General features: G+C 64.0%; 26 protein-coding genes. 17 read left to right on the top strand and 9 right to left on the bottom strand.

Features of this window, described 5'->3' with window-relative positions; all coding sequences use genetic code 11:
• The first annotated feature begins 25 nt into the window (after window positions 1-25).
• The 3 genes from BRA471DRAFT_RS24655 to BRA471DRAFT_RS24645 are packed head-to-tail and all read left to right on the top strand — an operon-like array spanning window position 26 to window position 2,660.
• Window positions 26-568, top strand: a complete 543-nt coding sequence (locus tag BRA471DRAFT_RS24655; RefSeq protein ID WP_007612153.1) for an OsmC family protein — start codon at window positions 26-28, stop codon at window positions 566-568.
• 33 nt (window positions 569-601) lie between these two features.
• Window positions 602-1,735, top strand: coding sequence for an acyl-CoA dehydrogenase family protein (locus tag BRA471DRAFT_RS24650; RefSeq protein ID WP_007612151.1), 1,134 nt, complete (start codon window positions 602-604; stop codon window positions 1,733-1,735).
• Window positions 1,736-1,781: 46 nt separating this feature from the next.
• Complete coding sequence (locus tag BRA471DRAFT_RS24645; RefSeq protein WP_007612150.1) at window positions 1,782-2,660, top strand: sulfurtransferase; 879 nt, start codon at window positions 1,782-1,784, stop codon at window positions 2,658-2,660.
• A 219-nt stretch (window positions 2,661-2,879) separates the two neighbouring features.
• Here BRA471DRAFT_RS24645 and BRA471DRAFT_RS24640 read toward each other — a convergent pair whose 3' ends face one another.
• Entirely contained in the window at window positions 2,880-4,814 is a 1,935-nt protein-coding gene (locus BRA471DRAFT_RS24640) for a sigma 54-interacting transcriptional regulator (protein WP_007612147.1), read from the bottom strand.
• A gap of 160 nt (window positions 4,815-4,974) precedes the next feature.
• Between BRA471DRAFT_RS24640 and BRA471DRAFT_RS24635 the strand changes: the two genes are divergently transcribed.
• The 4 genes from BRA471DRAFT_RS24635 (at window position 4,975) to cynS (ending at window position 8,791) form a co-directional block, all read left to right on the top strand.
• Window positions 4,975-6,354: a CmpA/NrtA family ABC transporter substrate-binding protein gene (locus BRA471DRAFT_RS24635; RefSeq protein ID WP_007612146.1), complete on the top strand. Its 1,380-nt coding sequence runs from the start codon at window positions 4,975-4,977 to the stop codon at window positions 6,352-6,354.
• 166 nt (window positions 6,355-6,520) lie between these two features.
• Window positions 6,521-7,363, top strand: a complete 843-nt coding sequence (gene ntrB / locus BRA471DRAFT_RS24630) for a nitrate ABC transporter permease (RefSeq protein WP_007612145.1) — start codon at window positions 6,521-6,523, stop codon at window positions 7,361-7,363.
• A gap of 5 nt (window positions 7,364-7,368) precedes the next feature.
• Complete coding sequence (locus BRA471DRAFT_RS24625; protein ID WP_007612143.1) at window positions 7,369-8,292, top strand: ABC transporter ATP-binding protein; 924 nt, start codon at window positions 7,369-7,371, stop codon at window positions 8,290-8,292.
• 16 nt (window positions 8,293-8,308) lie between these two features.
• The gene (gene cynS, locus BRA471DRAFT_RS24620) at window positions 8,309-8,791 is read left to right on the top strand and encodes a cyanase (RefSeq protein WP_007612142.1); all 483 of its coding nucleotides are present in this window, start codon (window positions 8,309-8,311) and stop codon (window positions 8,789-8,791) included.
• Between the two features lie 55 nt (window positions 8,792-8,846).
• Here the strand turns inward: cynS and BRA471DRAFT_RS24615 are convergent, their stop codons facing one another.
• On the bottom strand, window positions 8,847-9,170 hold the full coding sequence (locus tag BRA471DRAFT_RS24615) for a DUF1476 domain-containing protein (protein WP_007612141.1): 324 nt from the start codon (window positions 9,168-9,170) through the stop codon (window positions 8,847-8,849).
• A 309-nt stretch (window positions 9,171-9,479) separates the two neighbouring features.
• On the opposite strand from BRA471DRAFT_RS24615, the gene purC reads away from it, so the two are divergent.
• Complete coding sequence (purC, locus tag BRA471DRAFT_RS24610) at window positions 9,480-10,247, top strand: phosphoribosylaminoimidazolesuccinocarboxamide synthase (RefSeq protein WP_171944915.1); 768 nt, start codon at window positions 9,480-9,482, stop codon at window positions 10,245-10,247.
• Between the two features lie 12 nt (window positions 10,248-10,259).
• Window positions 10,260-10,502, top strand: coding sequence for a phosphoribosylformylglycinamidine synthase subunit PurS (purS, locus tag BRA471DRAFT_RS24605; protein WP_007602264.1), 243 nt, complete (start codon window positions 10,260-10,262; stop codon window positions 10,500-10,502).
• 10 nt (window positions 10,503-10,512) lie between these two features.
• Here the strand turns inward: purS and BRA471DRAFT_RS24600 are convergent, their stop codons facing one another.
• Complete coding sequence (locus BRA471DRAFT_RS24600; RefSeq protein WP_007612140.1) at window positions 10,513-11,529, bottom strand: magnesium and cobalt transport protein CorA; 1,017 nt, start codon at window positions 11,527-11,529, stop codon at window positions 10,513-10,515.
• Window positions 11,530-11,694: 165 nt separating this feature from the next.
• On the opposite strand from BRA471DRAFT_RS24600, the gene purQ reads away from it, so the two are divergent.
• On the top strand, window positions 11,695-12,396 hold the full coding sequence (gene purQ, locus BRA471DRAFT_RS24595) for a phosphoribosylformylglycinamidine synthase subunit PurQ (protein ID WP_007612139.1): 702 nt from the start codon (window positions 11,695-11,697) through the stop codon (window positions 12,394-12,396).
• Complete coding sequence (locus BRA471DRAFT_RS24590) at window positions 12,393-13,382, top strand: tripartite tricarboxylate transporter substrate binding protein BugD (protein ID WP_007612137.1); 990 nt, start codon at window positions 12,393-12,395, stop codon at window positions 13,380-13,382. Before purQ ends, BRA471DRAFT_RS24590 begins: the two co-directional genes overlap by 4 nt.
• Here the strand turns inward: BRA471DRAFT_RS24590 and BRA471DRAFT_RS24585 are convergent, their stop codons facing one another.
• Window positions 13,383-14,339, bottom strand: a complete 957-nt coding sequence (locus BRA471DRAFT_RS24585) for a DMT family transporter (RefSeq protein ID WP_035975106.1) — start codon at window positions 14,337-14,339, stop codon at window positions 13,383-13,385. It lies immediately after the preceding gene.
• Between the two features lie 75 nt (window positions 14,340-14,414).
• Entirely contained in the window at window positions 14,415-14,894 is a 480-nt protein-coding gene (locus BRA471DRAFT_RS24580; protein WP_007612134.1) for a PaaI family thioesterase, read from the bottom strand.
• Window positions 14,895-15,077: 183 nt separating this feature from the next.
• Here BRA471DRAFT_RS24580 and purL point away from each other — a divergent pair, with 183 nt between their 5' ends.
• Window positions 15,078-17,288 carry a phosphoribosylformylglycinamidine synthase subunit PurL gene (purL, locus tag BRA471DRAFT_RS24575; RefSeq protein WP_007612128.1) on the top strand — a complete coding sequence of 737 codons (2,211 nt, stop codon included), beginning with the start codon at window positions 15,078-15,080 and terminating at the stop codon, window positions 17,286-17,288.
• Between the two features lie 101 nt (window positions 17,289-17,389).
• Here the strand turns inward: purL and BRA471DRAFT_RS24570 are convergent, their stop codons facing one another.
• On the bottom strand, window positions 17,390-18,568 hold the full coding sequence (locus BRA471DRAFT_RS24570; protein WP_035974221.1) for an acyltransferase: 1,179 nt from the start codon (window positions 18,566-18,568) through the stop codon (window positions 17,390-17,392).
• 170 nt (window positions 18,569-18,738) lie between these two features.
• Between BRA471DRAFT_RS24570 and BRA471DRAFT_RS37075 the strand changes: the two genes are divergently transcribed.
• Window positions 18,739-18,912, top strand: coding sequence for a DUF1328 domain-containing protein (locus BRA471DRAFT_RS37075; RefSeq protein WP_007612121.1), 174 nt, complete (start codon window positions 18,739-18,741; stop codon window positions 18,910-18,912).
• A gap of 100 nt (window positions 18,913-19,012) precedes the next feature.
• On the opposite strand, the gene BRA471DRAFT_RS24560 is transcribed toward BRA471DRAFT_RS37075, so the two are convergent.
• The gene (locus BRA471DRAFT_RS24560) at window positions 19,013-19,372 is read right to left on the bottom strand and encodes a DUF427 domain-containing protein (protein ID WP_007612119.1); all 360 of its coding nucleotides are present in this window, start codon (window positions 19,370-19,372) and stop codon (window positions 19,013-19,015) included.
• 211 nt (window positions 19,373-19,583) lie between these two features.
• On the opposite strand from BRA471DRAFT_RS24560, the gene BRA471DRAFT_RS24555 reads away from it, so the two are divergent.
• Entirely contained in the window at window positions 19,584-19,820 is a 237-nt protein-coding gene (locus BRA471DRAFT_RS24555; RefSeq protein WP_007602284.1) for a BolA/IbaG family iron-sulfur metabolism protein, read from the top strand.
• A 24-nt stretch (window positions 19,821-19,844) separates the two neighbouring features.
• Window positions 19,845-21,038, top strand: a complete 1,194-nt coding sequence (locus BRA471DRAFT_RS24550) for a low temperature requirement protein A (protein WP_007612117.1) — start codon at window positions 19,845-19,847, stop codon at window positions 21,036-21,038.
• 185 nt (window positions 21,039-21,223) lie between these two features.
• Here the strand turns inward: BRA471DRAFT_RS24550 and egtD are convergent, their stop codons facing one another.
• A complete protein-coding gene (gene egtD, locus BRA471DRAFT_RS24545; protein WP_007612115.1) occupies window positions 21,224-22,195 on the bottom strand; it encodes an L-histidine N(alpha)-methyltransferase in 972 nt (323 codons plus the stop codon).
• A 53-nt stretch (window positions 22,196-22,248) separates the two neighbouring features.
• Complete coding sequence (gene egtB / locus BRA471DRAFT_RS24540; RefSeq protein WP_007612113.1) at window positions 22,249-23,547, bottom strand: ergothioneine biosynthesis protein EgtB; 1,299 nt, start codon at window positions 23,545-23,547, stop codon at window positions 22,249-22,251.
• A gap of 226 nt (window positions 23,548-23,773) precedes the next feature.
• On the opposite strand from egtB, the gene grxD reads away from it, so the two are divergent.
• Window positions 23,774-24,100 (top strand): Grx4 family monothiol glutaredoxin, encoded by a 327-nt coding sequence (gene grxD, locus BRA471DRAFT_RS24535; protein WP_007612111.1) that lies wholly within the window; start codon window positions 23,774-23,776, stop codon window positions 24,098-24,100.
• A gap of 3 nt (window positions 24,101-24,103) precedes the next feature.
• Window positions 24,104-24,655, top strand: a complete 552-nt coding sequence (locus BRA471DRAFT_RS24530; protein WP_007612110.1) for an O-acetyl-ADP-ribose deacetylase — start codon at window positions 24,104-24,106, stop codon at window positions 24,653-24,655.
• Window positions 24,656-24,680: the final 25 nt, after the last annotated feature.

Below are 24,680 nucleotides of genomic sequence, written 5' to 3'. Positions count from 1 at the left end.
TTCCACTTCTGCCAGGGAGAAGATGATGACTGCCGTCGTTCAAAAGACAGTGCTGACGGGTTGCCTCGCGCCCATCGACAAGAATGGCCTCGAGCAACTGATCGCCAACGGCAAGGCCAATCCGAAGGTCATCAAGACCTTGAAGTGCAAGACGGTCGCGGAAGGAAAATTCCGCCACGCCAACTACATCCGCAATTTGCAGCCCTACATCGTCGACGAGCCGCCCGGTCTGCTCGGCGACGACACTGCGCCCAATCCGTCCGAGGCCTCGCTCGCCGCGCTGGGCTCCTGCCTCGCCGTCGGCCTGCACGCCAACGCCGTGCATCGCGGCTGGATCGTCAACAAGCTCGAGCTCGAGCTCGAGGGCGATCTCAACATCACCGCGGTCTGGGGCACCGGCGACGTCTCGGACAAGCCGGTCGGCTTCACCGACGTACGCGTCAAGGTCGACATGGAATGTGAGGGGATCTCGCCGGACGAGATCAATGCGCTGGTCGCCCATGTGAAGCAATGGTCGCCGGTCGCAAACACCTTCACCCGCCCGGTCAATCTCGAGGTCGGCATCTAGTAGACGGCAACAGGAAAGGTGCGGGAGACGATCATGGGGTCACTGGCTTTATCACGGGCCGAAGTTTTGGATCAGCCCGCACCGTCCATTGCAGGCGAGGTGGCGCGGATTGCACGGGAGCAGCTCGCGCCGCTTGCCGCCGGCATCGATGCCGGCACCGTCTATCCGGCCGAGGTGCTGCGCCGATTCGGCGAGGTCGGCGCCTGGGGCAGTCACGTGCCGCACGAGGGGCCCGCTGACCTGCGCTGTGCCATCCAGGCCATGTCGGCGATCGGCGAGGTCTGCGGCAGCACCGCCTTCATGGCGTGGTGCCAGAACACGCTGGTCTGGTACGCCGCCAACTCGACCAATATGAAGCTCGCCAAGCGCTTCGGCGATGCGTTCTCGACCGGCCGCGTGCTCGGCGGCACTGGGCTCTCCAATCCGATGAAGAGCTTTTTCGGCATCGAAAAGCTCAAGTTGAAGGGGCGCAAGGTCGACGGCGGCTACATCGTACGCGGCGCGCTGCCCTGGGTCTCCAATCTCGGCCCCGACCATTACTTCGGCACCATCTTCGAACGCGAGGACGAGCCGGGCATCGCAAGTGGCGAGCCCGGCCAAGTGATGTTTTTGGCGGACTGCTCGGACCCCGCGATCACGCTGACGCCATGCAAGCCGTTCCTTGCCATGGACGGAACCGGCACCTACGGCGTGCAGTTCCGCGACGTCTTCGTGCCTGACGAGCTGATCCTCGCCGATCCCGCCGCGCCTTTTGTGAAGAAGATCCGCGCCGGCTTCATCCTGCTGCAGGCCGGCATGGCGCTTGGCCTCATCAAGGACTGCATCAACATCATGGACGAGGTCGATAATCCCCTCGGTCACATCAACCGCTATTTGCCGCAACAGCCGGTGCACTTCCGCGATCTCGCCGCCGAGCTCGAGGCCGAGACCATGGCGCTGGCGCGCGATCCCTACAACGAGGAGGAGACCTACTGGCGCAAGGTGATTGCGCTCAGGCTTCGCGCCGGCGAGGCCAGCGTCGCGGCGGCGCATGCGGCGATGCTGCATTGTGGCGCGCGCGGCTATCTCAAGTCCCACCGCGCGCAGCGCCGGCTGCGCGAGGCCTATTTCGTCGCGATCGTCACGCCTGCCACCAAGCAGTTGCGCAAGATGCTCGCCGATTCCTGAGTTCTACGAGCCCACCCACCATCTAACCTCAACGGAGAGGCTGCCAATGACGGACGTTCTGATCTCTGCCAGCGAACTTGCCGATCTCTTGAAAACCGAGCCCTGTGTCGTGATCGACACCCGCAACCCCGACGCCTATGGCGCCGGGCACCTTCCCAACGCCGTGAACGTGCATGAGATATTCACGTTCCTCGCGACCTCGACGCCGGAGGGCATGGCCGAGCTGAAGACCAAATTCGCCGACGCGTTCGGCGCTGCCGGTCTCTCCGGCAAGGAGACGGCCGTGATCTACGAGCAGTCGATGAACTCCGGCTTCGGCCAATCCTGCCGCGGCTACTACCTGCTCACCATGCTCGGCTATCCCAAAATCAAGGTGCTGCATGGCGGCTTCGACGCCTGGGCGGCCGCAGGTCTTCCGGTGACGAAGGATGTGCCGGCGCCGGCGAAGGCGTCGTTCTCGATCGTGCCTGAAGCGGGCGAGATCCTGATCGACGCCAAGACCATGCTCGCCGCGGTCGGCAAGCCCGGCATCGCACTCCTGGACGTGCGCGATGTCGACGAGTGGATCGGCGACAGCTCCTCGCCCTACGGCAAGGATTTCTGCCCGCGCAAAGGCCGCATCCCCGGCGCGGTGTGGCTGGAATGGTATCGCATGATGAAGCCGACCGCCGAGGGACCGCGCTTCAAGTCCAAGGACGAGATTCTGGCGGAATGCGCCACGGTCGGCATCTCGCCCTCCACGCCGGTCTATCTCTACTGCTTCAAGGGGGCGCGCGCCTCGAACACGTTCCTGGCGCTCAAGAACGCCGGCGTGAAGGACGTGCGGATGTATTTCGGCTCCTGGAACGAATGGTCGCGCGATCCGTCGCTGCCGATCGAGCAGGGATTGCCGATCGCATCGGAGGTGACGACCAAGGCGGCGTGATTACCGCTAACCGGCGGCCCGCGGACTCGGTACCCCTTCTCCCCTTGTGGGAGAAGGTGGCGCGGAGCGCCGGATGAGGGGTCTCTCTCCGCGATTCAAATCGGCGTCGGACTCGCGGAGACAGACCCCTCACCCAAGCGAGTCTGCGTCTACCGGCGTCGCTGCCCTCTCCCACAAGGGGCGAGGGCACATCAACATGCATTCCAATCTCGCCATGCTCTAACCGTTCGCGCCGGCCCGCGGACGGGGCGCGATTCCCAGCGCCTTGATCCGCGAGGCCAGCGTGGTCGGCTTGATATCCAGCATCTCGGCCGCGCCACCGGGGCCGAACACTTTTCCGGCGCAGCCCTCGAGCGCGGCCAGGATGTTGGCGCGCTCGTGGTCGCGCATTTCGGATGATGTCATCACAACGGGCCGTGCGTCAGCCTTCTGCCGCGTGGCGCCGGCTGGGGCCTGCGTGCCGGAGGAGTCGGGCAGATCGATCCGCAAACGGCCGTTCTGCGACAGGATCGCGGCGCGCTCGATCACGTTCTGGAGTTCGCGGACATTGCCCGGCCAGTCATAGCGCGCCAGCCGACGCGCATCGCCTTCCGACAGGCGCAGATTCGATTTCAGCGCCTTGCTCTCGCGGGTGAGGAAATGCTGGGCGAGCAGCGGAATGTCCTCGCGCCGTTCGCGCAGGGGCACCGTCTCGATCGGAAACACGTTGAGGCGGAAATAAAGGTCCTCGCGAAAACGCCCGCGCTGCACCTCCTGCTTGAGGTCGCGGTTGGTCGCGGCAATGACGCGGACGTCGACCGCGCGGGTGCGTTCCTGACCGACGCGCTCGAAATTGCCCTCCTGCAACACCCGCAGCAGCTTGCCCTGTAATTCGAGTGGAATCTCGCCGACCTCGTCCAGGAACAGCGTGCCGCCATCGGCGAGCTCGAACCGGCCGATGCGGTCGCGCGTCGCGCCGGTGAAGGCGCCGCGGACGTGGCCGAAGAATTCGCTCTCGAACAATTCGCGCGGGATCGCGGCGCAATTGACGCGGATCAGCGGCCGGTCGCTGCGGGTGGAATCCTCGTGGATGGCGCGCGCGATCAGCTCCTTGCCGGTGCCGGACTCGCCGGTGATCATCACCGCCGCGCTGGTCGGCGCCACCAGCTTGACCTGGCGCAGCGTCTTCTGGATCGCCTCGCTGCCACCGATGATGCCGCGCGGATTGGTCTCGATGCGGATTTCTTCCTGGAGGTAGGCGTTTTCGAGCTCTAGACGTTCGCGCAGGCGATCGACCTCGGCCAGCGCGGCGTGCAGCTTCTCGTCGGCCTCGCGGCGCTGGCTGACGTCGCGAAACACCACGACGGCGCCGACCACCACGCCGCGATCACGGATCGGCGTGGAGGTGTATTCGACCCAGGCCGGCGAGCCGTCCTTGCGCCAGAACACCTCGCCGTCGACCTGGTGCACGGCGCCGTCGCGGAACGCCGCGTAGATCGGGCAATCATGGTTGGGATAGTGCCGCCCGTCATGGTGGGTGTGGTGCATGATGGGATGGATTTCCTTGCCGACCAGCTCCTCGGCCGTCCAGCCCAGCATCCGCTCGGCGGCGGGGTTCACGAAGGTGGTCTTTCCTTCCGCGTTGACGCCGTAAATGCCTTCGCCGGCGGCGCGCAGGATCAGCTGGTTCTCGCGCTCGATGTCCTGGAACACGCGCTCGACCCGCTGCCAGGTCGAGATGCCGCTGCGCATGTGATCTTCAGCGGCGGCATCGACATTGCGGCGGCGGCGCGCTTCGAGATCGGTCAGGGTGATCTGGACCAGCGTGCGCCCGTCATGGGGCAGCACGCAGCCGGCATATTCGAGCCGGAGATTTTGCCCGGTGGCATGGCGCGGGTTGAGCGCCGTGGTCCAGTAGGCGCCCTTGTGCAGCACGGCCTGGGTGAACACGGTCAGCGCCGGAAGCTCGCCGGCATGCAGCGTGCTCGCCCTGGTCTGGCGCAGCAGCGCGCGGTCGTAGCCGAGCAGGGCGCAGGCGGCGGGATTGGCATCGACGATCTGGTCGCCGAAGGGGTCGACCAGCAGCGTCGCCTCGACCGAGGATTCGAAGGCCGCGACGCGCGGATCAACGGTCGTGGCCAGATCGTCGTGGGCGAGTATTGGCGTCGTTGCCATTACGAAATCTCGTTATTCAACTACGAAATATCGTTTATCACGAATTTTCGTAATGACCAAGTGTGAGCGAAAGTGCTGCGTCATCAAGGCACTGGCCGGCCTGAGGGTGGTGGCATGCTCCTTGCGTAATTCTCCTCGCAAATGACGCGCAGGAGGTCCGATGTCCACTTTCGACAATCCGTTTGATCCCGATCGCAACCTGCGAGCCGGCTGTGCCTGTGGTCAGCATCAATCCGCGGCGGAGCATGAGCAGGCCACCGCGTTGCGCTGTGCTCCCGTCGAGAGCGAAGAGAAGCGCTACGAGGGCGTGGTCGCCTCTGCCGTGATGCGCGCGATGTTTCCGCAGGACGTTGCGCGACGCGCGTTCCTGAAGTCGGTCGGGGCCTCCACCGCGCTGGCTGCGCTGTCTCAGTTCTTCCCGCTTCAGACCGCGACCGAAGTGTTTGCGCAAGCCGGCGCGCCGGAAAAGAAGGACCTCAAGGTCGGCTTCATCCCGATCACCTGCGCCACGCCGATCATCATGGCGGCGCCGCTGGGCTTCTATGCCAAGCACGGCCTCAACGTCGACGTGGTGAAGACCGCCGGCTGGGCCGTGGTCCGCGACAAGACCATCAACAAGGAATACGACGCCGCGCACATGCTGGCGCCGATGCCGCTGGCGATCTCGCTCGGCCTCGGCTCGAACCCCATTCCGTTCGCGGTCCCAGCGATCGAGAACATCAACGGGCAGGGCATCACGCTTGCCATGAAGCACAAGGACAAGCGCGATCCGAAGGACTGGAAGGGCATGAAGTTCGCCATCCCCTTCGACTATTCCATGCACAATTACCTGCTGCGCTACTATCTCGCCGAACACGGGATCGACCCCGATACCGACGTGCAACTGCGTTCGGTACCGCCGCCGGAAATGGTGGCAAACCTGCGCGCCGACAACATCGACGGTTTCCTCGCGCCCGACAACATCTGCCAGCGCGCGATCTATGACGGCGTCGGCTTCATGCATCTTTTGTCCAAGGAAATCTGGGACGGCCATCCCTGCTGCAGCTTCGCCGCCAGCCGCGAGTTCATCACCACGGCGCCGAACAGCTTTGCTGCGCTGACGCGCGCGATCGTCGATGCCACGGCCTATGCCTCGAAGGCGGAGAACCGCAAGCAGATCGCGGAAGCCATCGCGCCGGCGAACTACATCAACGCGCCGGTCACGGTGTTGGAACAGGTCTTGACCGGCACCTATGCCGACGGCCTCGGCGGCGTGAAGACGGATGCCAAGCGCGTCGATTTCGATCCGTTCCCCTGGCAGTCCTTTGGGGTGTGGATGCTGACGCAGATGAAGCGCTGGGGCCAGATCAAGGGCGACGTCGATTACAAGGCGATCGCCGAGCAGGTGTATCTCGCCACCGACACCAGGAAGCTGATGACCGAGATGGGCCTCGCGCCGCCAGCCGGCAGCTACAAATCGTTCGCGGTGATGGGCAAGACTTTCGATCCAGCCAAGCCGGAGGATTATTTGGCGGGCTTCAAGATCAGGAAGGCGTCGTGAGCGGCCGCGCTTTTTTTTCACCTCGCCCCGCTTGCGGGGAAAGGTCGGATTGCATCGTTAGATGCAATCCGGGTGAGGGGGACTCTCCGCGAGTTCGTCTCTCACCGAATATGCGGAAGCATGCCCCTCACCCCAACCCTCTCCCCGTAAGAACGGGGAGAGGGAGATGACCACCGCCTCCCTCCGTCTCCGCGCCGGCCTGGTATCGATCGTGCTGCTCGTCGCGTTCCTCGGCGTCTGGCATCTCGCCGTGCGCTCGACCGCACCGGTGGCCACGATGAGCGCGGAATACGCCAAGCTGATGGGCCTGACCGCGACGCAGGGCAAATCCGCCATGCCCGGGCCGTTCGATGTCGGCGCAAAGCTCTGGGAGCATTTGAGGAGGCCGTTCTACGACAACGGGCCGAACGACAAGGGGCTCGGCATCCAGCTCGGTTATTCGATCGCGCGCGTCGGCGCCGGCTATCTGCTCGCCGTGCTCGTCGCCATCCCGCTCGGCTTCCTGATCGGCATGTCGCCGCTGCTCAGCCAGGCGCTCGATCCCTTCATCCAAGTGCTGAAGCCGATCTCGCCACTGGCGTGGATGCCGCTCGCGCTCTACACCATCAAGGATTCCTCGATCTCGGCGATCTTCGTCATCTTCATCTGCTCGATCTGGCCGATGCTGCTCAACACCGTGTTCGGGGTCGCGAGCGTACGCAAGGAATGGATCAATGTCGCGCGAACGCTCGAGGTCGGAACGATCAGGCGCGCCTTCACCGTGATCCTGCCCGCGGCAGCACCGACGATCTTGACCGGCATGCGCATCTCGATCGGCATCGCCTGGCTCGTGATCGTCGCGGCCGAAATGCTCGTCGGCGGCACCGGCATCGGCTATTTCGTCTGGAACGAGTGGAACAATCTGTCGATCACCAACGTGATCATCGCGATCCTCTTGATCGGGGTCGTCGGCATGCTGCTCGACCAGATCCTCGCGCGTTTCACGCGCATGGTCACGTTTCCGGAGTAGGGCCGTTGACCGAAAAATTCATCTCCATCGAAGCCATCGCAAAGCGCTATCCGGGCGCGGACGGCGCGACAACGGCGGTCTTCGAGAATCTGTGGCTGTCGATGGCGCGCGGCGAGTTCTGCTGCGTGATCGGCCATTCCGGCTGCGGCAAGACCACGGTGCTCAACATCCTCGCCGGCCTCGATGCGCCGAGCGAAGGCGCGGTGATCGTCGACGGGCAGGCCATTTCAGGGACGAGCCTCGATCGCGCCGTGATCTTCCAGAGCCATGCGCTGCTGCCCTGGCGCACCGTGCTCGGCAACGTTGCCTACGCCGTGAGCTCGAAATGGCGGAGCTGGGATCGCGCCAAGGTGAAGGCGCATGCGCAGAAATTTATCGATCTCGTCGGCCTGACGGGTTCGGAACACAAGCGACCTTCCGAGCTTTCCGGCGGGATGAAGCAGCGCGTCGGCATCGCGCGTGCACTGTCGATCACGCCAAAGATGATGCTGATGGACGAGCCGTTCTCGGCACTCGACGCGCTGACGCGCGGCACGCTGCAGGACGAGGTGCGGCGCATCTGTCTGGAGACCGGGCAGACCGCGTTCATGATCACCCATGACGTCGACGAAGCGATCTATCTCGCCGACAAGATTTTCCTGATGACCAATGGACCCGGCGCGGTGCTGGCGGAAGTGGTCGAGAACCCGTTGCCGCGGGATCGCGGCCGCACCGATTTGCACCGCCATCCGCTGTACTACGCGCTGCGCAACCACATCGTTGATTTCCTGGTGACGCGCAGCAAGACTTTCGCGGCCGAGACGCCCGGTCAAGATCCGCGCAATGTACCGGTGGTGCATATCGGCAAGCCCGGACTGACCGTCGCGTCCGGTGGCGACGAGCAACGACAGACCTGGATACCCGGGACGAGTCCCGGGCTGACTGCTTGAAAAAGGAGACCCTGACATGAAACGCGAAGACCTCACCGAGAAGCTGCTCGACATCAAGCGCGAGAAGGGCTGGACCTGGAAATATATCTGCGAGCAGATCGGCGGCTATTCCGAGGTGCTGATAACAGGCGCGATCCTCGGCCAGATGAAATTGACTAAGCCGCAGGCCGCCAACGCTGCTGAGCTTTTCGGCCTGACGAAGGCCGAGACCACGATGCTGAACGAGACGCCGATGCGCGGCATGCCGATGCCGCCGACCGATCCCTTGATCTACCGCTTCTACGAGCTGGTCATGGTCAACGGTCCGGCCTGGAAGGCGCTGATCGAGGAGGAGTACGGCGACGGCATCATGTCGGCGATCGACTTCGACATGGTGATGGAGCGCCTGCCCAACCCGAAGGGCGACCGTGTCAAGATCACCATGAGCGGCAAATTCCTGCCGTACAAATATTACGGCGCCAGCGGCAATGTGCCGGAATATGGCTTCAAGGAGGGGTAGCTGGTTGGCATTCCGGGGGCGCGTCGCAGACGTGCCCCCGGAATGACGCTTCGTCCTATTTCCCGGCCTTCACCTCGGCCGCCGCCACCGCGATCAGCTCGTTCATCTTGGCCCGAATCGCCTGTTCGGTGACGGCCACGTTCTTGGCGGCGAAATCGGCCATGACCTTGCGCAGGACGTCGGCATCACCGGCTTCCTCGAAATCGGCCGCGACCACCTCCTTGGCATAGGCCGTGGCGGCATCGCCGGCGATGCCGAGCTTTTCGGCCACCCACAGACCGAGCAGCCGGTTGCGGCGGGCTTCCGCCTTGAATTTCTGCTCCTCGTCGAGGGCGAACTTCTTCTCGAAGCCTTCCTCGCGCTTGTCCAACGTGCTCATGCCTTTTCCAATTCCCTGCTGACTGGACCCGGCTGGCCCTCGTTGCGAGAGCCCCGGTGCATGCCTAGATAGGGGGCACGAATCGGCAAAACAACGAGCCGTTAAGCCGCAGGCAAGACGGTATAAGTTTGATGCCGGACGGCCGGATCGATTGTGCTGGGACAGCCAATCGGATAGGTTGCCTAAGGCTGGGTTCCCGTTCTGTTTCTTGGGGTTCCGGGCCGTTCACGGCAGCTCCGCTGTGGGTCGTAGTCTCGTCAACCGGAGCACACCAGATACATGGATTTCAACAAAACACGGTACATCCCCATGAGCCGTCGGCGTCGCATTTATGAAGGCAAGGCAAAGGTTCTTTACGAAGGTCCGGAGCCCGGTACCCTGATCCAGCACTTCAAGGATGACGCCACCGCGTTCAATGCGAAAAAGCATCAGGTGATCGAGGGCAAGGGTGTCCTCAACAACCGGATCTCGGAGTACCTGTTTCAGCACCTCAACGACATCGGGGTGCCGACCCATTTCATCCGTCGCCTCAACATGCGCGAGCAGTTGATTCGCGAGGTCGAGATCGTGCCGCTGGAAGTGGTGGTGCGGAACGTTGCCGCCGGCTCGCTGTCGCAGCGCCTCGGCATCGAGGAGGGCACGCAGCTGCCCCGTTCGATCATCGAGTTCTACTACAAGAACGACCAGCTCAACGACCCCATGGTGTCGGAAGAGCACATCACCGCTTTCGGCTGGGCGACGCCGCAGGAGATCGACGACATCATGGCGCTTGCCATCCGTGTCAACGACTTCCTCACCGGTCTCTTCCTCGGCATCGGCATCCGCCTCGTCGACTTCAAGATGGAGTGCGGCCGGCTGTTCGAAAACGACATGATGCGGATCATCGTCGCAGACGAGATCTCGCCGGATAGCTGCCGCCTGTGGGACATCAAGTCGAACGAGAAGCTCGACAAGGACCGTTTCCGCCGAGATCTCGGTGGGCTGCTCGAGGCCTATACCGAAGTCGCCAAGCGTCTCGGCATTCTCATGGAGAACGAGCGTCCGGCGGGCTCAGGCCCGGTGCTGGTGAAGAGCTAAGAGGGATCTGACGTGAAGGCACGTGTTACCGTGACGTTGAAAACGGGCATCCTCGATCCGCAAGGTAAGGCGATCGAGGGTGCATTGAAGTCGCTCGGCGTCGACGGCGTCGCCAGCGTCCGGCAGGGCAAGGTGTTCGACATCGAGCTCGCGGGCGCGGACAAGGCGAAGGCGGAGGCGGCGTTGAAGGACGCCGCCGACAAGCTGCTGGCGAACACCGTGATCGAGAATTATCGGGTCGAGCTGATCGGGTGAACGGGATGGCTCACAGCCATCCGACCCGACGAAAACGCCAGTAAAGCGCGCCGCACGCCGTCAGCATCACGCCGAGCAGCGTGTAATAGCCGTACTCCCAGTCCAGCTCCGGCATGTGCTTGAAGTTCATGCCGTAGATTCCGGCAAGCGCGGTGGGGATCGCGATGATCGCGAGCCAGGAGGCAAGCTTCTTGGAGACCGCCGTCTCCTGGGCCTGGCCGACCAGCAGGCTTGCTTCGAAGGCGAAGGCCAGCACCTCGCGCATCGAATCGATCCGCTCCTGGATGTTCCTGACGTGGTCGGTGACGTCGCGGAACAGCGGTTGCATCGTTGCGCGCACCATCGCCAGCTCGTCATGCTCGAGCCGGCGGCAGACCTCGACCAGAGGGCCGATCGCAGTCCGGAGCCGCAAGAGGTCGCGGCGCAGCATGTAGAGCCGCTCGATCTGCGCCTTGCTGATCGCCTTGGAGAGCACGTCATCCTCGATGCTCTCGACCTCTTCGTGAATGCTCTCGAGCACGGGCGAGTAGTTGTCGACGATGAAATCGAGAATGGCGTAGAGGATGTAGTCCTCGCCGCGCGCGAGCGCTCGCGGGCAGCTTTCGCAGCGTTCGCGCACCGGCGTGTAGGACGTCGACGCGCCGTGGCGCACCGAGACCAGATAGCCTTCGCCGACGAAGATGTGCGTCTCGCCGAAGGCGATCCGGCCCTCGATCAGTTGCGCGGTCCGCGCCACGATGAACAGGGCCTCGCCATATTGCTCGATCTTCGGTCGCTGATGGGCGTGGTTGGCGTCCTCGATGGCGAGTTCGTGCAGATCGAACTGCTTCTGCACCGCGGTGAGCAGCGCCATGTCAGGCTCGTGCAGCCCTATCCAGACCACGTGGCCGGGCTTCGCCCGCCAGCTCGAGGCCTCGCTGATGGCGATATTGGCGACGCGCCGGCCGTCGACATAGGCGCCGGCGGCGATGACGCCCTCGGTGGACACTGGCTCGGAGAGGGATGCGGGCAGCGAGGGGACATTCATGGCTTCAATCCCGGGCGAATCGATCGGCCGAATGGCGGGCTATGGCCTGTGCACAACGCTCGCGAGCAAGGCTAGCACTGGTAAAATCCCCGTCAAATGGATATGTCTGCTGCCGATTTGGCAGCCGTGCCAGCCCCATTCCAATCCTCGTTCGGAACCTCTGCCATGAAAGCCGCCATCCTCGTCTTTCCCGGAATCAACCGCGAGCGCGACATGGCGCGTGCCTTGAGGCTGATCTCGGGCAGCGAGCCCGCGATGGTCTGGCACGCCGAGACCTCGCTGCCTGCGGGGACCGATCTCGTGGTCGTCCCCGGCGGGTTCTCCTATGGCGATTACCTGCGCTGCGGCGCGATTGCGGCGCGGGCGCCGGTGATGGACGCGGTGCGCGACTATGCGGCCAAGGGCGGCCTCGTGCTCGGCGTCTGCAACGGATTTCAGATCCTCTGCGAATCCGGCCTCTTGCCCGGCGTCCTGATGCGCAATGCGCGGCTGAAATTCATCTGCCACGACGTGCATCTCCGCGTCGAGCGGTCCGACACGCCGTTCACGCGCGGCTACAATGCGGGGCAGGTGATCCGCGTGCCCATCGCGCATGGCGAGGGCAATTATGCGGCGGACACGGAGACCATCAAGCGGCTCGAGGGCGAGGGTCGCGTGCTTTACCGCTATTGCTCGGCCGACGGCGCGATCGACGATATCAGCAACATCAATGGCGCCGCGCAATCCATCGCCGGCATCGTCAACGACAAGGGCAACGTGCTCGGCATGATGCCGCATCCGGAAAACCACGTCGAAGACATCATGGGCTGCACCGACGGCCGCGGCCTGTTCGCCGGCCTCACCGCGCATCTGGAAAAAGCCGCGTGATTGCGTTCGTGCTGAAGCGGCTGTCGGCCGCTGTCGCCGTCGTTGCGCTCTCGACGGCCGCGTTCGCGACGGCGGCGTTCGCACAGGATTTCCCAAAGCGTCCCGTCACCATGATCGTGCCGTTCGCGGCCGGCGGCACGTCCGACGTGATCGCGCGCACCGTTGCCGAGCAGATGGGCATCGCGCTCGGCCAGACCATCGTGATCGAGAACGTCGCCGGCGCCGGCGGCTCGACCGCACTGGCGCGCGCCTCTCGCGCCGAGCCCGACGGCTACACCATTGCGATCGGCAACGCCGGCACCAACGCCGCGACCTATACGATCTATCCAAAGCTGCCGTTCACGCCGGATTCCTTCGTGCCGATCGCCATGGTGGCGAAAACGTTCGGCATCATCGCCGTGCGCAAGGATTTTCCGGCGAAAGACCTGAAAGAGTTCATCGCCCACGCCAAGGCCAATCCGGGCAAGATCAATCTCGGCCATGCCGGCGTCGGCTCTTCGAACTACCTGATCTGCAAGAGCTTCATCACAGCCGCGGGGATCGACGCGACGCTGGTCGGCTATCGCGGCGCCGCGCCCGCGCTCACCGATGCGATCGGCGGCCAGATCGACGGCGTCTGCGATGCGGCAGCCTCCGTCTCGCAGTCGATCAACGAGAAGCTGGCGCGCGGGCTCGTGGTCGGCTCGACCGTGCGGCTCGCGACAGTGCCGGATCTGCCGACGTCGGCCGAAGCCGGCCTGCCCGAATTCGAAGCGCAGGGCTGGAACGGCCTGTTCGCGCCCAAGGGCACCCCGCCGGCGGTCATCGCCAAGCTGAATGCCGCAGCACGCACGGCGGTCGAAACCGACGCGGTGAAGAAGCGGTTCGCCGACCTCTCGACCGTGGCCCCCGATGCCGACGAGCACACGCCCGAGGTGCTGCAAAAGGTCGTGACGCGCGACGTCGAGAAGTACCGCAAGATGCTGGCGGAAGACTCCAAGCCATAGCTAGCGTCGTTTCAGCCGTTCCGTCGGCACCGTCATCGCTGCGACGCCCGCCATGACCAGCACCAGTCCCAGCGCCAGGTTCGACGGCACGCTCTCGCCGAGCAGCAGCACAGAGAGGCCGACGCCGATCGGGATGCGCAAATAGCCTTGTGCGTTCGTCGTCAGCGTGCCGAGCCGTCCCAGGCACATGTAGAACAGCATCAGCCCCAAGGCGCTGGAGACGATGCCCATGACGATGGTGGCTGTGATCGCGGTCGGCGTCGGGTGCAGCGTCCAGGGCTGGTCGATGATCAGCGAAGGCGGCAGCAGCACGAGGCCGCCGAACAGCAGCGAACCGGCCGCCACCACCATCGGATCGTACTCGGACAGTCGCAGGCCGAAGATGGTGGCGCAGGCGAACGAGATGGTGGCGAGCAGGATCGCGATCTCGGCCACGATCTCGCTACCGAAGCCGCGCAATGCGTCGAGGCCAACGATGACGATGGTGCCGGCAAGGCCGAGGATCGCGCCCGCGAGCTTCAGCAGCGTGGCCGGCTCATGACGCGTGATCAGCGAGGTGATCAGGAAGGCGAAGATCGGCGTGGTCGAAGCCAACACCACCGTGTTCGACGCCGGCACATATTGCTGCGACCAGGTGATGATCAGGAACGGAAAGGTCGAGTTGATCAATTGCTGGGTCGCGAACAGCTTCCAGGCCTTCGCATCGGTCGGGATCCTGACGCCGCGCATCCACAGGATCGCGAACAGGAAGGCGGCCGCGATCAGCGAGCGCGCCGAGATGAAGGTCACGGGCGGGATCGTATCCAGCGCGAGCTTGGCCAGCGGATAGGTGGAGCTCCAGCAGCAGGCGAGCGCGACCAGCAGCGCATAGTCGCGCCAGTTGCGCGCGCCGGATGCGGACATGGACGGCAATTGCGAGGCCGTGGCGCGAGCCGTCGGCGGTGTGCTCTGCGGCACCTTGATGTTGCTCCCCGGCGCGACAGCGCTCGACATAAGTCTGGGCGAGAGGGCGCCAAAAGGGAAGGCGGCGAGCTATGCGTTTGGCTGCAGTGCCGGCTTCCGCTTCACCCGCTTGATCGTGCCGGAGAAGGTGAACAGGGGCCGCCCGCCTGATGTCAGCTTGCCGCGCAGGAAGATCAGCGAGCCGCCGGCGCGGGAGACTTCGCCGACGCATTCGATCAGCTCGCCTTCGCGCGCCGCGTCGAGGAAGTCGCAGGCGAAATTGGTGGTCACGGCTGGGCCATCCAGCTCGTGGGTGGCGATCGCGAACAGGCAATAGTCGGCAAACGCCATGAAGCAGCCGCCATGGACGTTTCCGGAGCCGTTGAGGTGCTTTTTCTCGACCCGGAACGCCGAGCGAACGCTGCCGTCGTTCTCGATCTTGTGCCAGAACGGGCCGATATGGCTCTCAAAACTGTCGCGAATCCAGGTTCGCCAGCCCTGGAATTCCCCGTCGGTGGCGACGTGGAGGTCGGGGCGGCGAGGCGGGGGCGCTTTGGTCAATTCATGCAAGGAAATGGGCCTTCAATTGCGGGTCTTTTGCCCTTAAATCCGATCTGTCCGCGCTGTGCAATTCCTGTTCCCGCAGCCCCCGGCCGCAAAACGTGGGACAGCGGGAAAATGCGCCATAAAGGGCTTTTCCAAGCCGCCCGATGTTCCTAAGAACGGCCAACTGCTGCCGAAAGCCCAAATTCCATGAAGAACGAACCCAAGATCACCCCCGAGCTGATTGCCGCCCACGGGCTCAAGCCCGACGAATATGAGCGCATCCTGAAGCTGATCGGCCGGGAGCCGAGCTTCACCGAACTCGGCATCTTCTCGGCGATGTGGAACGAGCACTGCTCGTACAAATCCTCGCGCCTCCATCTGAAGGGCTTGCCGACCAAGGCGCCTTGGGTGATCCAGGGCCCGGGCGAGAATGCCGGCGTGATCGACATCGGCGACGGCCAGGCCGTGGTCTTCAAGATGGAGAGCCACAACCACCCGAGCTACATCGAGCCATACCAGGGCGCGACCACCGGCGTCGGCGGTATCTTGCGCGACGTCTTCACGATGGGCGCGCGGCCGATCGCCTGCCTCAACGCGCTGAGCTTCGGCGCTCCCGAGCATGCCAGGACGCGCCATCTCGTTTCCGGTGTCGTCGCCGGCGTCGGCGGCTATGGCAATTCCTTCGGCGTGCCGACGGTCGGCGGCCAGGTCCGCTTCCACACCCGCTATGACGGCAACATCCTCGTCAACGCGATGGCGGTCGGCCTCGCCGATACCGACAAGATCTTCTATGCGGCCGCCTCCGGCGTGAACATGCCGATCGTCTATCTCGGCTCCAAGACCGGCCGCGACGGCATTCACGGCGCCTCGATGGCCTCGGCCGAGTTCGACGACAAGTCCGAAGAGAAGCGTCCGACCGTCCAGGTCGGCGATCCCTTCGCCGAAAAGCTGCTGCTCGAGGCCTGTCTCGAGATCATGGAGAAGGGCTGCGTCATCGCGATCCAGGACATGGGCGCGGCGGGGCTGACGTGTTCGGCGGTCGAGATGGGCGCCAAGGGCGACCTCGGCGTCGACCTCGATCTCGATGCGGTGCCGACGCGTGAGATCGGCATGAGCGCCTACGAGATGATGCTCTCGGAGAGCCAGGAGCGCATGCTCATGGTGCTCAAGCCCGAGAAGGAGAAAGAGGCCGAGGCGATCTTCAAGAAGTGGGGCCTCGATTTCGCTGTGGTCGGCTACACCACGCCGAGCAAGCGCTTTGTGGTCAAGCATGGCGGTGACGTCATGGCCGATTTGCCGATCAAGGAGCTCGGCGACGAGGCGCCGCTCTATGACCGTCCGCATGTCCCCTCCGCCGCGCTGCCGGTCGTGCATGCGCGCGAGGTAGCGGCGCCGATGGGTCTCGGTGCTGCGCTCGAAAAGCTGATCGGCACGCCCGACATGTGCAGCAAGCGCTGGGTCTGGGAGCAGTACGATCACGTCATTCTCGGCAACACCATGCAGCGTCCCGGCGGCGATGCCGCCGTGGTGCGCGTGCAGGACGGCCCGAAGGGCTTGGCGCTGACCGTCGACGTGACGCCGCGCTACTGCGAGGCCGATCCTTATCAAGGCGGCATGCAGGCCGTGGCGGAAGCCTGGCGCAACATCACCGCCGTCGGCGGCAAGCCGCTTGCGATCACCGACAATCTCAATTTCGGCAATCCCGAGCGGCCCGAGATCATGGGCCAGTTCGTCGGCTGCCTGAAGGGCATCTCGGAAGCCTGCCGCACGCTCGACTTCCCGGTCGTGTCCGGCAACGTCTCGCTCTACAACGAGACCAATGGCCGCGCGATCCTGCCGACGCCCTCGATCGGCGGCGTCGGCTTGCTCGATGACTTCACCAAATCGGCCTCGCTCGCCTTCAAGGCCGAAGGCGAGGCGATTCTCCTGATCGGCGACACCCATGGCTGGCTCGGCCAGTCCGTTTACCTGCGCGACATCTGCGGTCGCGAGGAGGGCGCGCCGCCGCCGGTCGACCTCGCCGCCGAGAAGCGCAACGGCGACTGCGTGCGCGGCATGATCCATGCGGGCACTGCGACCGCCGTGCACGATCTCTCCGACGGCGGCCTGCTGATCGCGCTTGCCGAGATGGCGATGGCGAGCGGCATCGGCGCAAAACTGCTCGCGGCGCCGACTGCGCTGGTGCCTCAGGCCTATTGGTTCGGCGAGGATCAGGCGCGCTATCTCGTCACCGTGCCTGAAACCGAGGCCGGCCGCGTGCTCGCCAAGATGCGCGGCTGCGAGGTGCCCTGCGTGCGGATCGGCACCACCGGCGGCGACGCGATCGCGATCGCGGGCGAAGCGCCTGTAACGATCGAGGCGCTGCGGACCTCGTTCGAGCGCTGGCTGCCGGAGTATATGGGCGGCAAGGCGGCGTAAGGCGCTGAACTTGTAGCCCGGATGAGCGAAGCGACATCCGGGTCTTTGTCGAGAGGTTTCCCGGATGTCGCTTCGCTCATCCGGGCTACGAGCGTCTTGCCTCACAACACGTGCGACGCCCCCGGAATCTTCCGTAAGGCCGCCGTCAGCCCCCAGCTCGAGATCACCGTGAGCACGAAGCCGATCGTGGCTTTCACGATCGCAGGCCAGCTGTAATCGAACAGCCCGTACTGGATCCACAACGCGATCGGGTAGTGCACCAGGAAGATGCCGTAGGCATCCGCTTGCATGCGGTCGAGCAGGTTCGGGCGCGGCGACTTCTGGTCCAGGAAGAAGGCGAGAATCGCGAGCAGGATCGAGCCGGAGAACAGCACGAAGAACGTGCCGTAGATCGCCTGATACCAGTGCGGCTGTGGGTCGGGATTACCGAGGATCTCGCGCTTGATGTAGATCATGACCCACATCAGGCAGTAAGGAATCAGCGTGGCGAGCACCCATAGCCAGCGCTGTTTCGGCAGTTGCCCGTCGGCGCTGAGGATGCCGCGATCGAAGTTCGCCGCTCCAACGCTGACGCCGATGAAGAAATAGGCGAAGTAGAGCGGGATGCGGCTCGCCTGCACCGAGAACGGCCCGAACTCGAACCAAGTGCTGCCGCCGAAATAGAGCAGCGCCGGCACGTAGGCGATTGTGGTGATGACGACGAGCAGCAGCCAGAATACGACCGGCTGTTCGAATCCGCGCAGCGAGACGCGATTGACCGGATCGACCAGATGCGCGGAGACCCGGTAGAGCAGGCTCGCGGTCAGGTCGAACGCCAGCAGCACCCACACGAACCAGATCGGGCCGCTCGGCCACGGACCAACCGTGATCGTCTTCCACCAGAATGCCGTAAAGCTCAGCCCGGGATCGTGCCGCAGCGCGATTGCGTAATAGGCGAGCGGGATGACGGTGAACGCCGCGATCGCGAACGGCAGCCCGAGCCGCAACAGGCGATTGCTGAGAAAAACGGACGGCGCCTTGCGGGCGATGCCAGGCCAGGTGAACAGTCCTGACAGGAAGAAGAACATCGCCATGAAGAAGCTGTCGGTGGCTAACACGACGATGTCGAAACCGGCCCAGGACGCCGGATCGGTGTGCCCGAAATAGGTGTAGGGAATGACGGCGTGGTGCAGCAGCACCACCAGCGTGAGGAAGGTGCGGGCGCGATCCAGCGACAAATTGCGCGCCTTGCTCCTCGGCGCCGCGTGCGCCTCTGCGCCGATCGTCGCTGAGTGTGACATCGTCATCGTGGCCGCCCCGGTCGCGCTTTCCGTCCCGGCCGGACTTTGCCGCCGGGAACCGGATTCAGCAAGGGTCGTTTGGACGCTAGGAACCAGTTCCCTGCGACGAAGTTAGCGTTCGCCAAAAGGGCTTGAGGACCGCGGCAGGCGGTACAATTTCGGAGCTGGCGATGACGATCCTGAAATGGGCGCTGATATTCTTACTCGTCTCGATCGTGGCCGGCGTGCTCGGCTTCACCGGCATCTCGGCCGCCTCCGCCGACATCGCCCGCTTCCTGTTCTACGTGTTCGTCGTGATTTTCCTGGTGCTGCTGATCCTGGGACTCACGATATTCAGGGCGTAGCTTCCTTCGTCATTCCGGGATGGTGCGTTAGCACCAGACCCGGAATCTCGAGATTCCGGGTTCGATGCTGACGCATCGCCCCGGAATGACCAACACGGGGCTACCCCACTTCCTCGATCTTCACCTTGTCCGGATAGAAGGCGAGGTGACCGGAAATCTCGGTCATCGCGGGGAAGGGCGCCTCATAGGTCCAGATCGCGTTGTCCAGCGTCTGGCCGTCGGCCTTGACGCTGTAATAGCTGGCATCGCCCTTGTAGGGGCAATGGGTGACGCGGTCGGTGCGCTCCAGCAACGCCATGTTGGCGTCCTGTCGCGGCACATATTGAACCGCCGGGTATTTCGCCTCTTTCAGCGTCAGCGCCTTGGTGGTCTCGGCGATCACAATGCCGCCGGCCGTGACGCGGACGCGCCGGGGATTCGGGGTGATGGTGATGGGGTGGTCGGGCCCTGGAAGTTTCATGATTTCACGCCTTTTTCGATCACTCTGCCGCGCGCGGCACTTTGTCGTGGCTTTATCCAGATCGGATCACCGATATAGTGCCGGAAGGCGTGACGTAGAAGGCCGTTCACGCTAAGTTTGGCCCCGCCGGCACGTTTGGCTTTGTAGACCCGGACCCCGGCAAGGATTCGACGACAAGGCTGATTGCAGCCGAGACAGGAGCACGACCCGAATGCCTATGGACGCCCACGATATCGAGGCGATGATCAAGGCGGCGATCCCCGATGCCGAAGTGACCATCCGTGACCTCGCCGGGGACGGCGATCACTATGCCGCGACCGTGATCTCGGAGACCTTCCGCGGCAAGTCCCGCGTCCAGCAGCACCAGATCGTCTATCAGTCCCTCCGCGGCCAGATGGGCGGCGTCCTGCATGCGCTGGCGCTGCAAACCGGTGTGCCGGGCGCTTGATCTGATCGTGACGGGGGGATGACGATGGCTGCGGACAATCCGCGCGGCGCGATGTTTCGCGTCATCCTGCCAAACCAGCACAGCCGCGTCACCAATGCCGAGCTGTTCTTCGACCTGGTCTTCGTTTTCGCGATCACGCAGGTCTCGCACACGCTGCTGCACCATTTCACGCCGCTCGGTGCCGTGCACGTCGCGGTGCTGTTCCTCGCGGTATGGTGGGTGTGGGTCTACACCGCCTGGGTCACCAACTGGCTCGATCCCGAGCTGACGCCGGTCCGGATCCTGATCTTCCTGATGATGCTGGGCGGCCTCGTGCTGTCGACGACGATCCCGACCGCCTTCGAGGGGCGCGGCCTGTGGTTTGCGATCGCCTACGCAACGATGCAGGTCGGGCGCACCGCCTTCTGGATGTTTGCAACGCCGCACCATCGAACTGCGGTCCGGCACAATGCGATCCGCATCCTGACGTGGCTCTCGGTCTCCGCGATCTTCTGGATTCTCGGCGGCCTCGCCCATGACGAGGCGCGGCTATGGTTCTGGATCGTGGCGCTGACGATCGAATACATCTCGCCAGCGGTGCGCTTCTGGGTCCCCAAGCTGGGCTTCTCGTCGGTCGAGGCCTGGGCTGTCGAAGGCGGCCACATGGCCGAGCGCTGCTCGCTCTTCGTCATCATCGCGCTCGGCGAGGCCGTCGTCGTCAACGGCGCGACCTTCGCCGAGCTGGCCTGGACCGCAGACAACATGCTGGCCTTCGTCTCCGCGCTGGTCGGCAGCATCGCGATGTGGTGGGTCTATTTCCACAGGGGTGCCGAGGCCGGCGCCGAGCGCATCTCGAAATCCGAGGAATCCGGCCGGTTGGCGCGGCTCGCCTACACCTATCTACATATGCCGATCGTCGCCGGCATCATCCTGACCGCGGTCTCGGACGAGCTGGTGCTGAAGCATCCGGTCGGGCATTCCGATATCAGGACTATCGTCAGCACGATCGGCGGTCCCTTGCTGTTCCTGGTCGGCACCATCCTGTTCAAGCACGCGATCCGCGGCTTCCTCCAGCTCTCGCACGGGATTGGCATCATCGCGCTCGCGGCGCTGTCGTGGTTCGCCGCCGAACTGTCCCCGCTATGGCTGTCGGTCGCCGCGACGGTGATCATGATCGTTGTTGCGGTGTGGGAATCGGTCTCGCTGGGATCGACGCCGGAAGAAGCCGAGGAGCATTGAGCACGGGCCGCGAGCGCCTGACTGAACGCCTCGTCCTTCGAGACGACCGCTCCGCGGTCTCCTCAGGATGAGGCTAATCAGCGCCGGTGCCCGTCGAAACTGCTGCCACGGATACCGTCCTCATCCTGAGGTGCCCGCCTAAGGCGTGCGTCTCGAAGGATGCGCCGCAGGAAACGGAGGAATTTCTACTCCGCCGCCTCCAGCGCGTGCACCGAGAACATCTTCGCCGCATCCGTCCAGCTCTCGCGCACCCGCCAGCCTGCGCCCTGCGCCAGCGCGGCGAAGCGCTCGAGGCTGTATTTGTAGCTGTTCTCGGTGTGGATGCTCTCGCCCGCGCGGAACGAAAAGCTGGTGCCAAGCAGGCGCACGGTCTGGCTCTTCTTACTGATCAGGTGCATCTCGATGCGGTGCCGTTCGCGATTGTAGATCGCGCGATGGGTGAAGGCGGAGAGGTCGAAATTGCCGCCGAGTTCGCGGTTGATCCGCACCAGCACATTGAGGTTGAAGCGCGCGGTGACGCCGGCGGCATCGTTATAGGCGTCGTGGAGCAGGCGCTCCTCCTTCTCGAGGTCGGCGCCGATGATCATCTGCGCACCCCGGCCCAGAATAGCGCGCGCGCTCTTCAGGAAGGCCTGCGCTTCATGGGGCTCGAAATTGCCGATGGTCGAGCCCGGGAAGAACCCGACCTTGGGCATGGTCGCCACCGCCTTGGGCAGCTCGAACGGTGTGGTGAAGTCGGCCGCCACCGGGTAGATGCCGAGTGACGGAAAATCCCGCTTCAGGCCGTTCGCCTGCGCCGTCAGGAAATCGCCGGAGATGTCGACGGGCACATAGGCCGCGAACTTGCAGTGGTTGAGCAGCAGGCGGACCTTTGTGGTCGCGCCTGCGCCGAATTCGACAAGGGCCGCGTGCTCCGGGATGATTTTCGCGATCTCGCTGCCGCGCTCCTTCAGGATCGCAAGCTCCGTGCGCGTCGGGTAATATTCGGGCAGGCGCGTGATTGCCTCGAACAATTCCGATCCGGCCGCATCATAGAAATATTTCGGCGACAGCTTTTTCGGCTGCTGCGAGAGGTCCTCGATGGCCTCGCGCGCGAAGGCAGTGGTCTGCTCGTCGGGAAGATGGGCTTCGGCCAAAGCGCTGGCGTGCACATTCATGGTACTCTCCTGAACGCGCTGTCCGGCGCGCATTTTGTCGTCGGATGAGAATTTTACTCGTAGTCGGCGAGCCGCAGTCCCGTGAACTGCCAGCGGTGGTGCGGATAAAAGAAGTTGCGATAACTGATACGGCTGTGCCCCTCCGGGGTTGCAAGCGAAGAGCCGCGCAGCACCAGCTGGTTAACCATGAACTTGCCGTTGTATTCGCCGAGCGCGCCTTCGATCGCGCGATAGCCGGGGTAGGGCGAATACGAGCTGCGGGTCCACTGCCAGACGATGCCGAAGGCATCGTTGAGCTGGCCGGCGCGGGCCGCGACCTCCCATTCCATCTCGGTCGGCAGATGTTTTCCGGCCCAGCGCGCGAAGGCGTCGGCCTCGTAATAGCTGACGTGGCAGACCGGCGCGTCGGGGTCGACCGGCTTGAGGCCGGCCAGCGTCATGACCTGCCATTGGCCGTCGACCTCGCGCCAATGGCCCGGGGCCTGCCAGTCGTCCTTGTTGGCGGCGGCAAAGCCGTCCATCAACCACAGTGTTGCGTTCGCGTAGCCACCATCGCGCATGAAGGCCAGCCATTCGCCATTGGTGACGAGATTGCGTGCGATCTTGACCGGGCCGACGAGGGCGCGGTGGGCCGGCTTCTCGTTGTCGAAATGAAAGCTGTCCTCGACATGGCCGACGGTGTGGATGCCCTCGTTGAGCGTCAGCCAGGCATTGCCGGCGCGCGTTGCGGATGGAAAGTGCCAGTCCGGATCGTAGGCGGGATAGACCGGGTTCTGCGCAAAGGCGTGCAGAATGTCGGTGAACATCAATTCCTGATGCTGCTGCTCGTGATTGAGCCCGACCTCGACCAATGGGGCGAGGGCACGGAGCTTGTCCTCGCCGGCCTCCCGGAAGAACTTCACGACCGCAGCATCCACATAACTGCGATAGGCGCCGACCTCGCTTGCACTGGGACGGGTGATGTCGCCGCGGTGATTCCGGGCATGACGGGGCCCTGCGCTGACGTAATAGGAATTGAACAGGAAGGCGAAGTCAGGGTGAAAGGGGCGGTAGCCGGGGCAATGCTCGCCGAGCAGAAATTGCTCCCAGAACCAGGTGGTGTGGGCCCGGTGCCATTTTGCGGGGCTCGCATCCGGCATCGATTGGATCTGCTGGTCCTCCGGCGAGAGCGGCGCGGCGCGGCGCTCGGTCTCGTTGCGGACCGTGAGAAAGGCATCCTCAAGCCGCCAGGCGAGGTTGCTCGGGTCGGCCGGCGGTGACGAAAGCGGCGGACTGGCCGTAGCGGAGGCTGGTTTCGTCACGTTTTTCTCCAGACAGGACAAGAGAACGTTGTTGGCGTTGCCCGGTTCCAAAACCTGGGTTCGTCCTAGATAGGGCGCCCGCTACGGGATAAAAGTGCTTTTCGACGATGATATTAATGTCATCAGCCTATGGTCCGGGCCGGCCAGCGGACCCCGTCGCCGCCATTTTACTTTGGATGCACAACGGTTTGGGCTACATATATGGGAGGTATCGGGTTAGATCGGCCGAGCCGCCCGAAGGGATTATTGAGGGCTCGCGCCCCAGAAGGACACGGATATGAGCATCGAGGAATTCATCGCCAACGAAGTGAAGTCGAACGACGTGGTTCTGTTCATGAAGGGCACACCGCAATTTCCGCAGTGCGGGTTCTCCGGCCAGGTCGTCCAGATCCTCGACCACATCGGCGTCGGCTATAAGGGCCTTAACGTTCTCGAATCCGCCGAACTGCGCAACGGCATCAAGGACTTTTCGAACTGGCCGACCATTCCGCAGCTCTACGTGAAGGGCGAGTTCGTCGGCGGCTGCGACATTGTCCGCGAGATGTTCCAGGCCGGTGAATTGCAGCAGCTCTTCTCCGAAAAGGGCGTCGCTATCGCGGCCTGATCCATGACCCAGCTGACGCGCCGGATCGGCGGCGCGGAGCTCAAGGTCATCGTAGCTGACATCACCACGCTGAGCGTTGACGCCATCGTCAACGCGGCCAACACGTCGCTCCTGGGTGGGGGCGGCGTCGATGGCGCGATCCATCGGGCGGCCGGTCCCGAGCTTCTGGCCGAGTGCCGGAAGCTCGGAGGATGCCCGACCGGCGATGCCAAGATCACGAAGGGCTACCTTCTTCCTGCGCGCCATGTGATCCATGCGGTCGGCCCGGTCTGGCACGGCGGCACTCGCGGTGAGGCAGAGGCGCTGGGCGCCTGCTATCGCCGTGCGCTTGAGCTCTGTGAGGCCAATCAGCTGACCTCCGTGGCGTTCTCCGCGATTTCGACGGGGGTTTACGGCTTTCCGGCCGACCAGGCCGCGAAGATTGCAGTCCATGCGACCATTGAAGCCCTGCCGGCCGCGCCGCTGGTCGTCGACGTCATATTTTGTTGTTTCTCGGAAAAGAGCGCGGTTCTGCACGCGGACGTTTTGGCGCGGTATGGCGGCCCTTGTGCCTGACGACGCGGTCGGTACACTCTGCCGG

Origin of the sequence: Bradyrhizobium sp. WSM471, assembly GCF_000244915.1 — a bacterium.
Lineage (GTDB): Bacteria > Pseudomonadota > Alphaproteobacteria > Rhizobiales > Xanthobacteraceae > Bradyrhizobium.
This window is presented reverse-complemented; position numbering and strand designations above follow the sequence as displayed.

Coding starts and splice junctions, on each gene's coding strand:
- BRA471DRAFT_RS24655 (WP_007612153.1), top strand. CDS start 26: ATGACTGCCGTCGTTCAAAAGACAGTGCTGACGGGTTGCCTCGCGCCC.
- BRA471DRAFT_RS24650 (WP_007612151.1), top strand. CDS start 602: ATGGGGTCACTGGCTTTATCACGGGCCGAAGTTTTGGATCAGCCCGCA.
- BRA471DRAFT_RS24645 (WP_007612150.1), top strand. CDS start 1,782: ATGACGGACGTTCTGATCTCTGCCAGCGAACTTGCCGATCTCTTGAAA.
- BRA471DRAFT_RS24640 (WP_007612147.1), bottom strand. CDS start 4,814: ATGGCAACGACGCCAATACTCGCCCACGACGATCTGGCCACGACCGTT.
- BRA471DRAFT_RS24635 (WP_007612146.1), top strand. CDS start 4,975: ATGTCCACTTTCGACAATCCGTTTGATCCCGATCGCAACCTGCGAGCC.
- ntrB (WP_007612145.1), top strand. CDS start 6,521: ATGACCACCGCCTCCCTCCGTCTCCGCGCCGGCCTGGTATCGATCGTG.
- cynS (WP_007612142.1), top strand. CDS start 8,309: ATGAAACGCGAAGACCTCACCGAGAAGCTGCTCGACATCAAGCGCGAG.
- BRA471DRAFT_RS24615 (WP_007612141.1), bottom strand. CDS start 9,170: ATGAGCACGTTGGACAAGCGCGAGGAAGGCTTCGAGAAGAAGTTCGCC.
- purC (WP_171944915.1), top strand. CDS start 9,480: ATGAGCCGTCGGCGTCGCATTTATGAAGGCAAGGCAAAGGTTCTTTAC.
- BRA471DRAFT_RS24600 (WP_007612140.1), bottom strand. CDS start 11,529: ATGAATGTCCCCTCGCTGCCCGCATCCCTCTCCGAGCCAGTGTCCACC.
- purQ (WP_007612139.1), top strand. CDS start 11,695: ATGAAAGCCGCCATCCTCGTCTTTCCCGGAATCAACCGCGAGCGCGAC.
- purL (WP_007612128.1), top strand. CDS start 15,078: ATGAAGAACGAACCCAAGATCACCCCCGAGCTGATTGCCGCCCACGGG.
- BRA471DRAFT_RS24570 (WP_035974221.1), bottom strand. CDS start 18,568: ATGTCACACTCAGCGACGATCGGCGCAGAGGCGCACGCGGCGCCGAGG.
- BRA471DRAFT_RS37075 (WP_007612121.1), top strand. CDS start 18,739: ATGACGATCCTGAAATGGGCGCTGATATTCTTACTCGTCTCGATCGTG.
- BRA471DRAFT_RS24560 (WP_007612119.1), bottom strand. CDS start 19,372: ATGAAACTTCCAGGGCCCGACCACCCCATCACCATCACCCCGAATCCC.
- BRA471DRAFT_RS24555 (WP_007602284.1), top strand. CDS start 19,584: ATGCCTATGGACGCCCACGATATCGAGGCGATGATCAAGGCGGCGATC.
- BRA471DRAFT_RS24550 (WP_007612117.1), top strand. CDS start 19,845: ATGGCTGCGGACAATCCGCGCGGCGCGATGTTTCGCGTCATCCTGCCA.
- egtD (WP_007612115.1), bottom strand. CDS start 22,195: ATGAATGTGCACGCCAGCGCTTTGGCCGAAGCCCATCTTCCCGACGAG.
- grxD (WP_007612111.1), top strand. CDS start 23,774: ATGAGCATCGAGGAATTCATCGCCAACGAAGTGAAGTCGAACGACGTG.
- BRA471DRAFT_RS24530 (WP_007612110.1), top strand. CDS start 24,104: ATGACCCAGCTGACGCGCCGGATCGGCGGCGCGGAGCTCAAGGTCATC.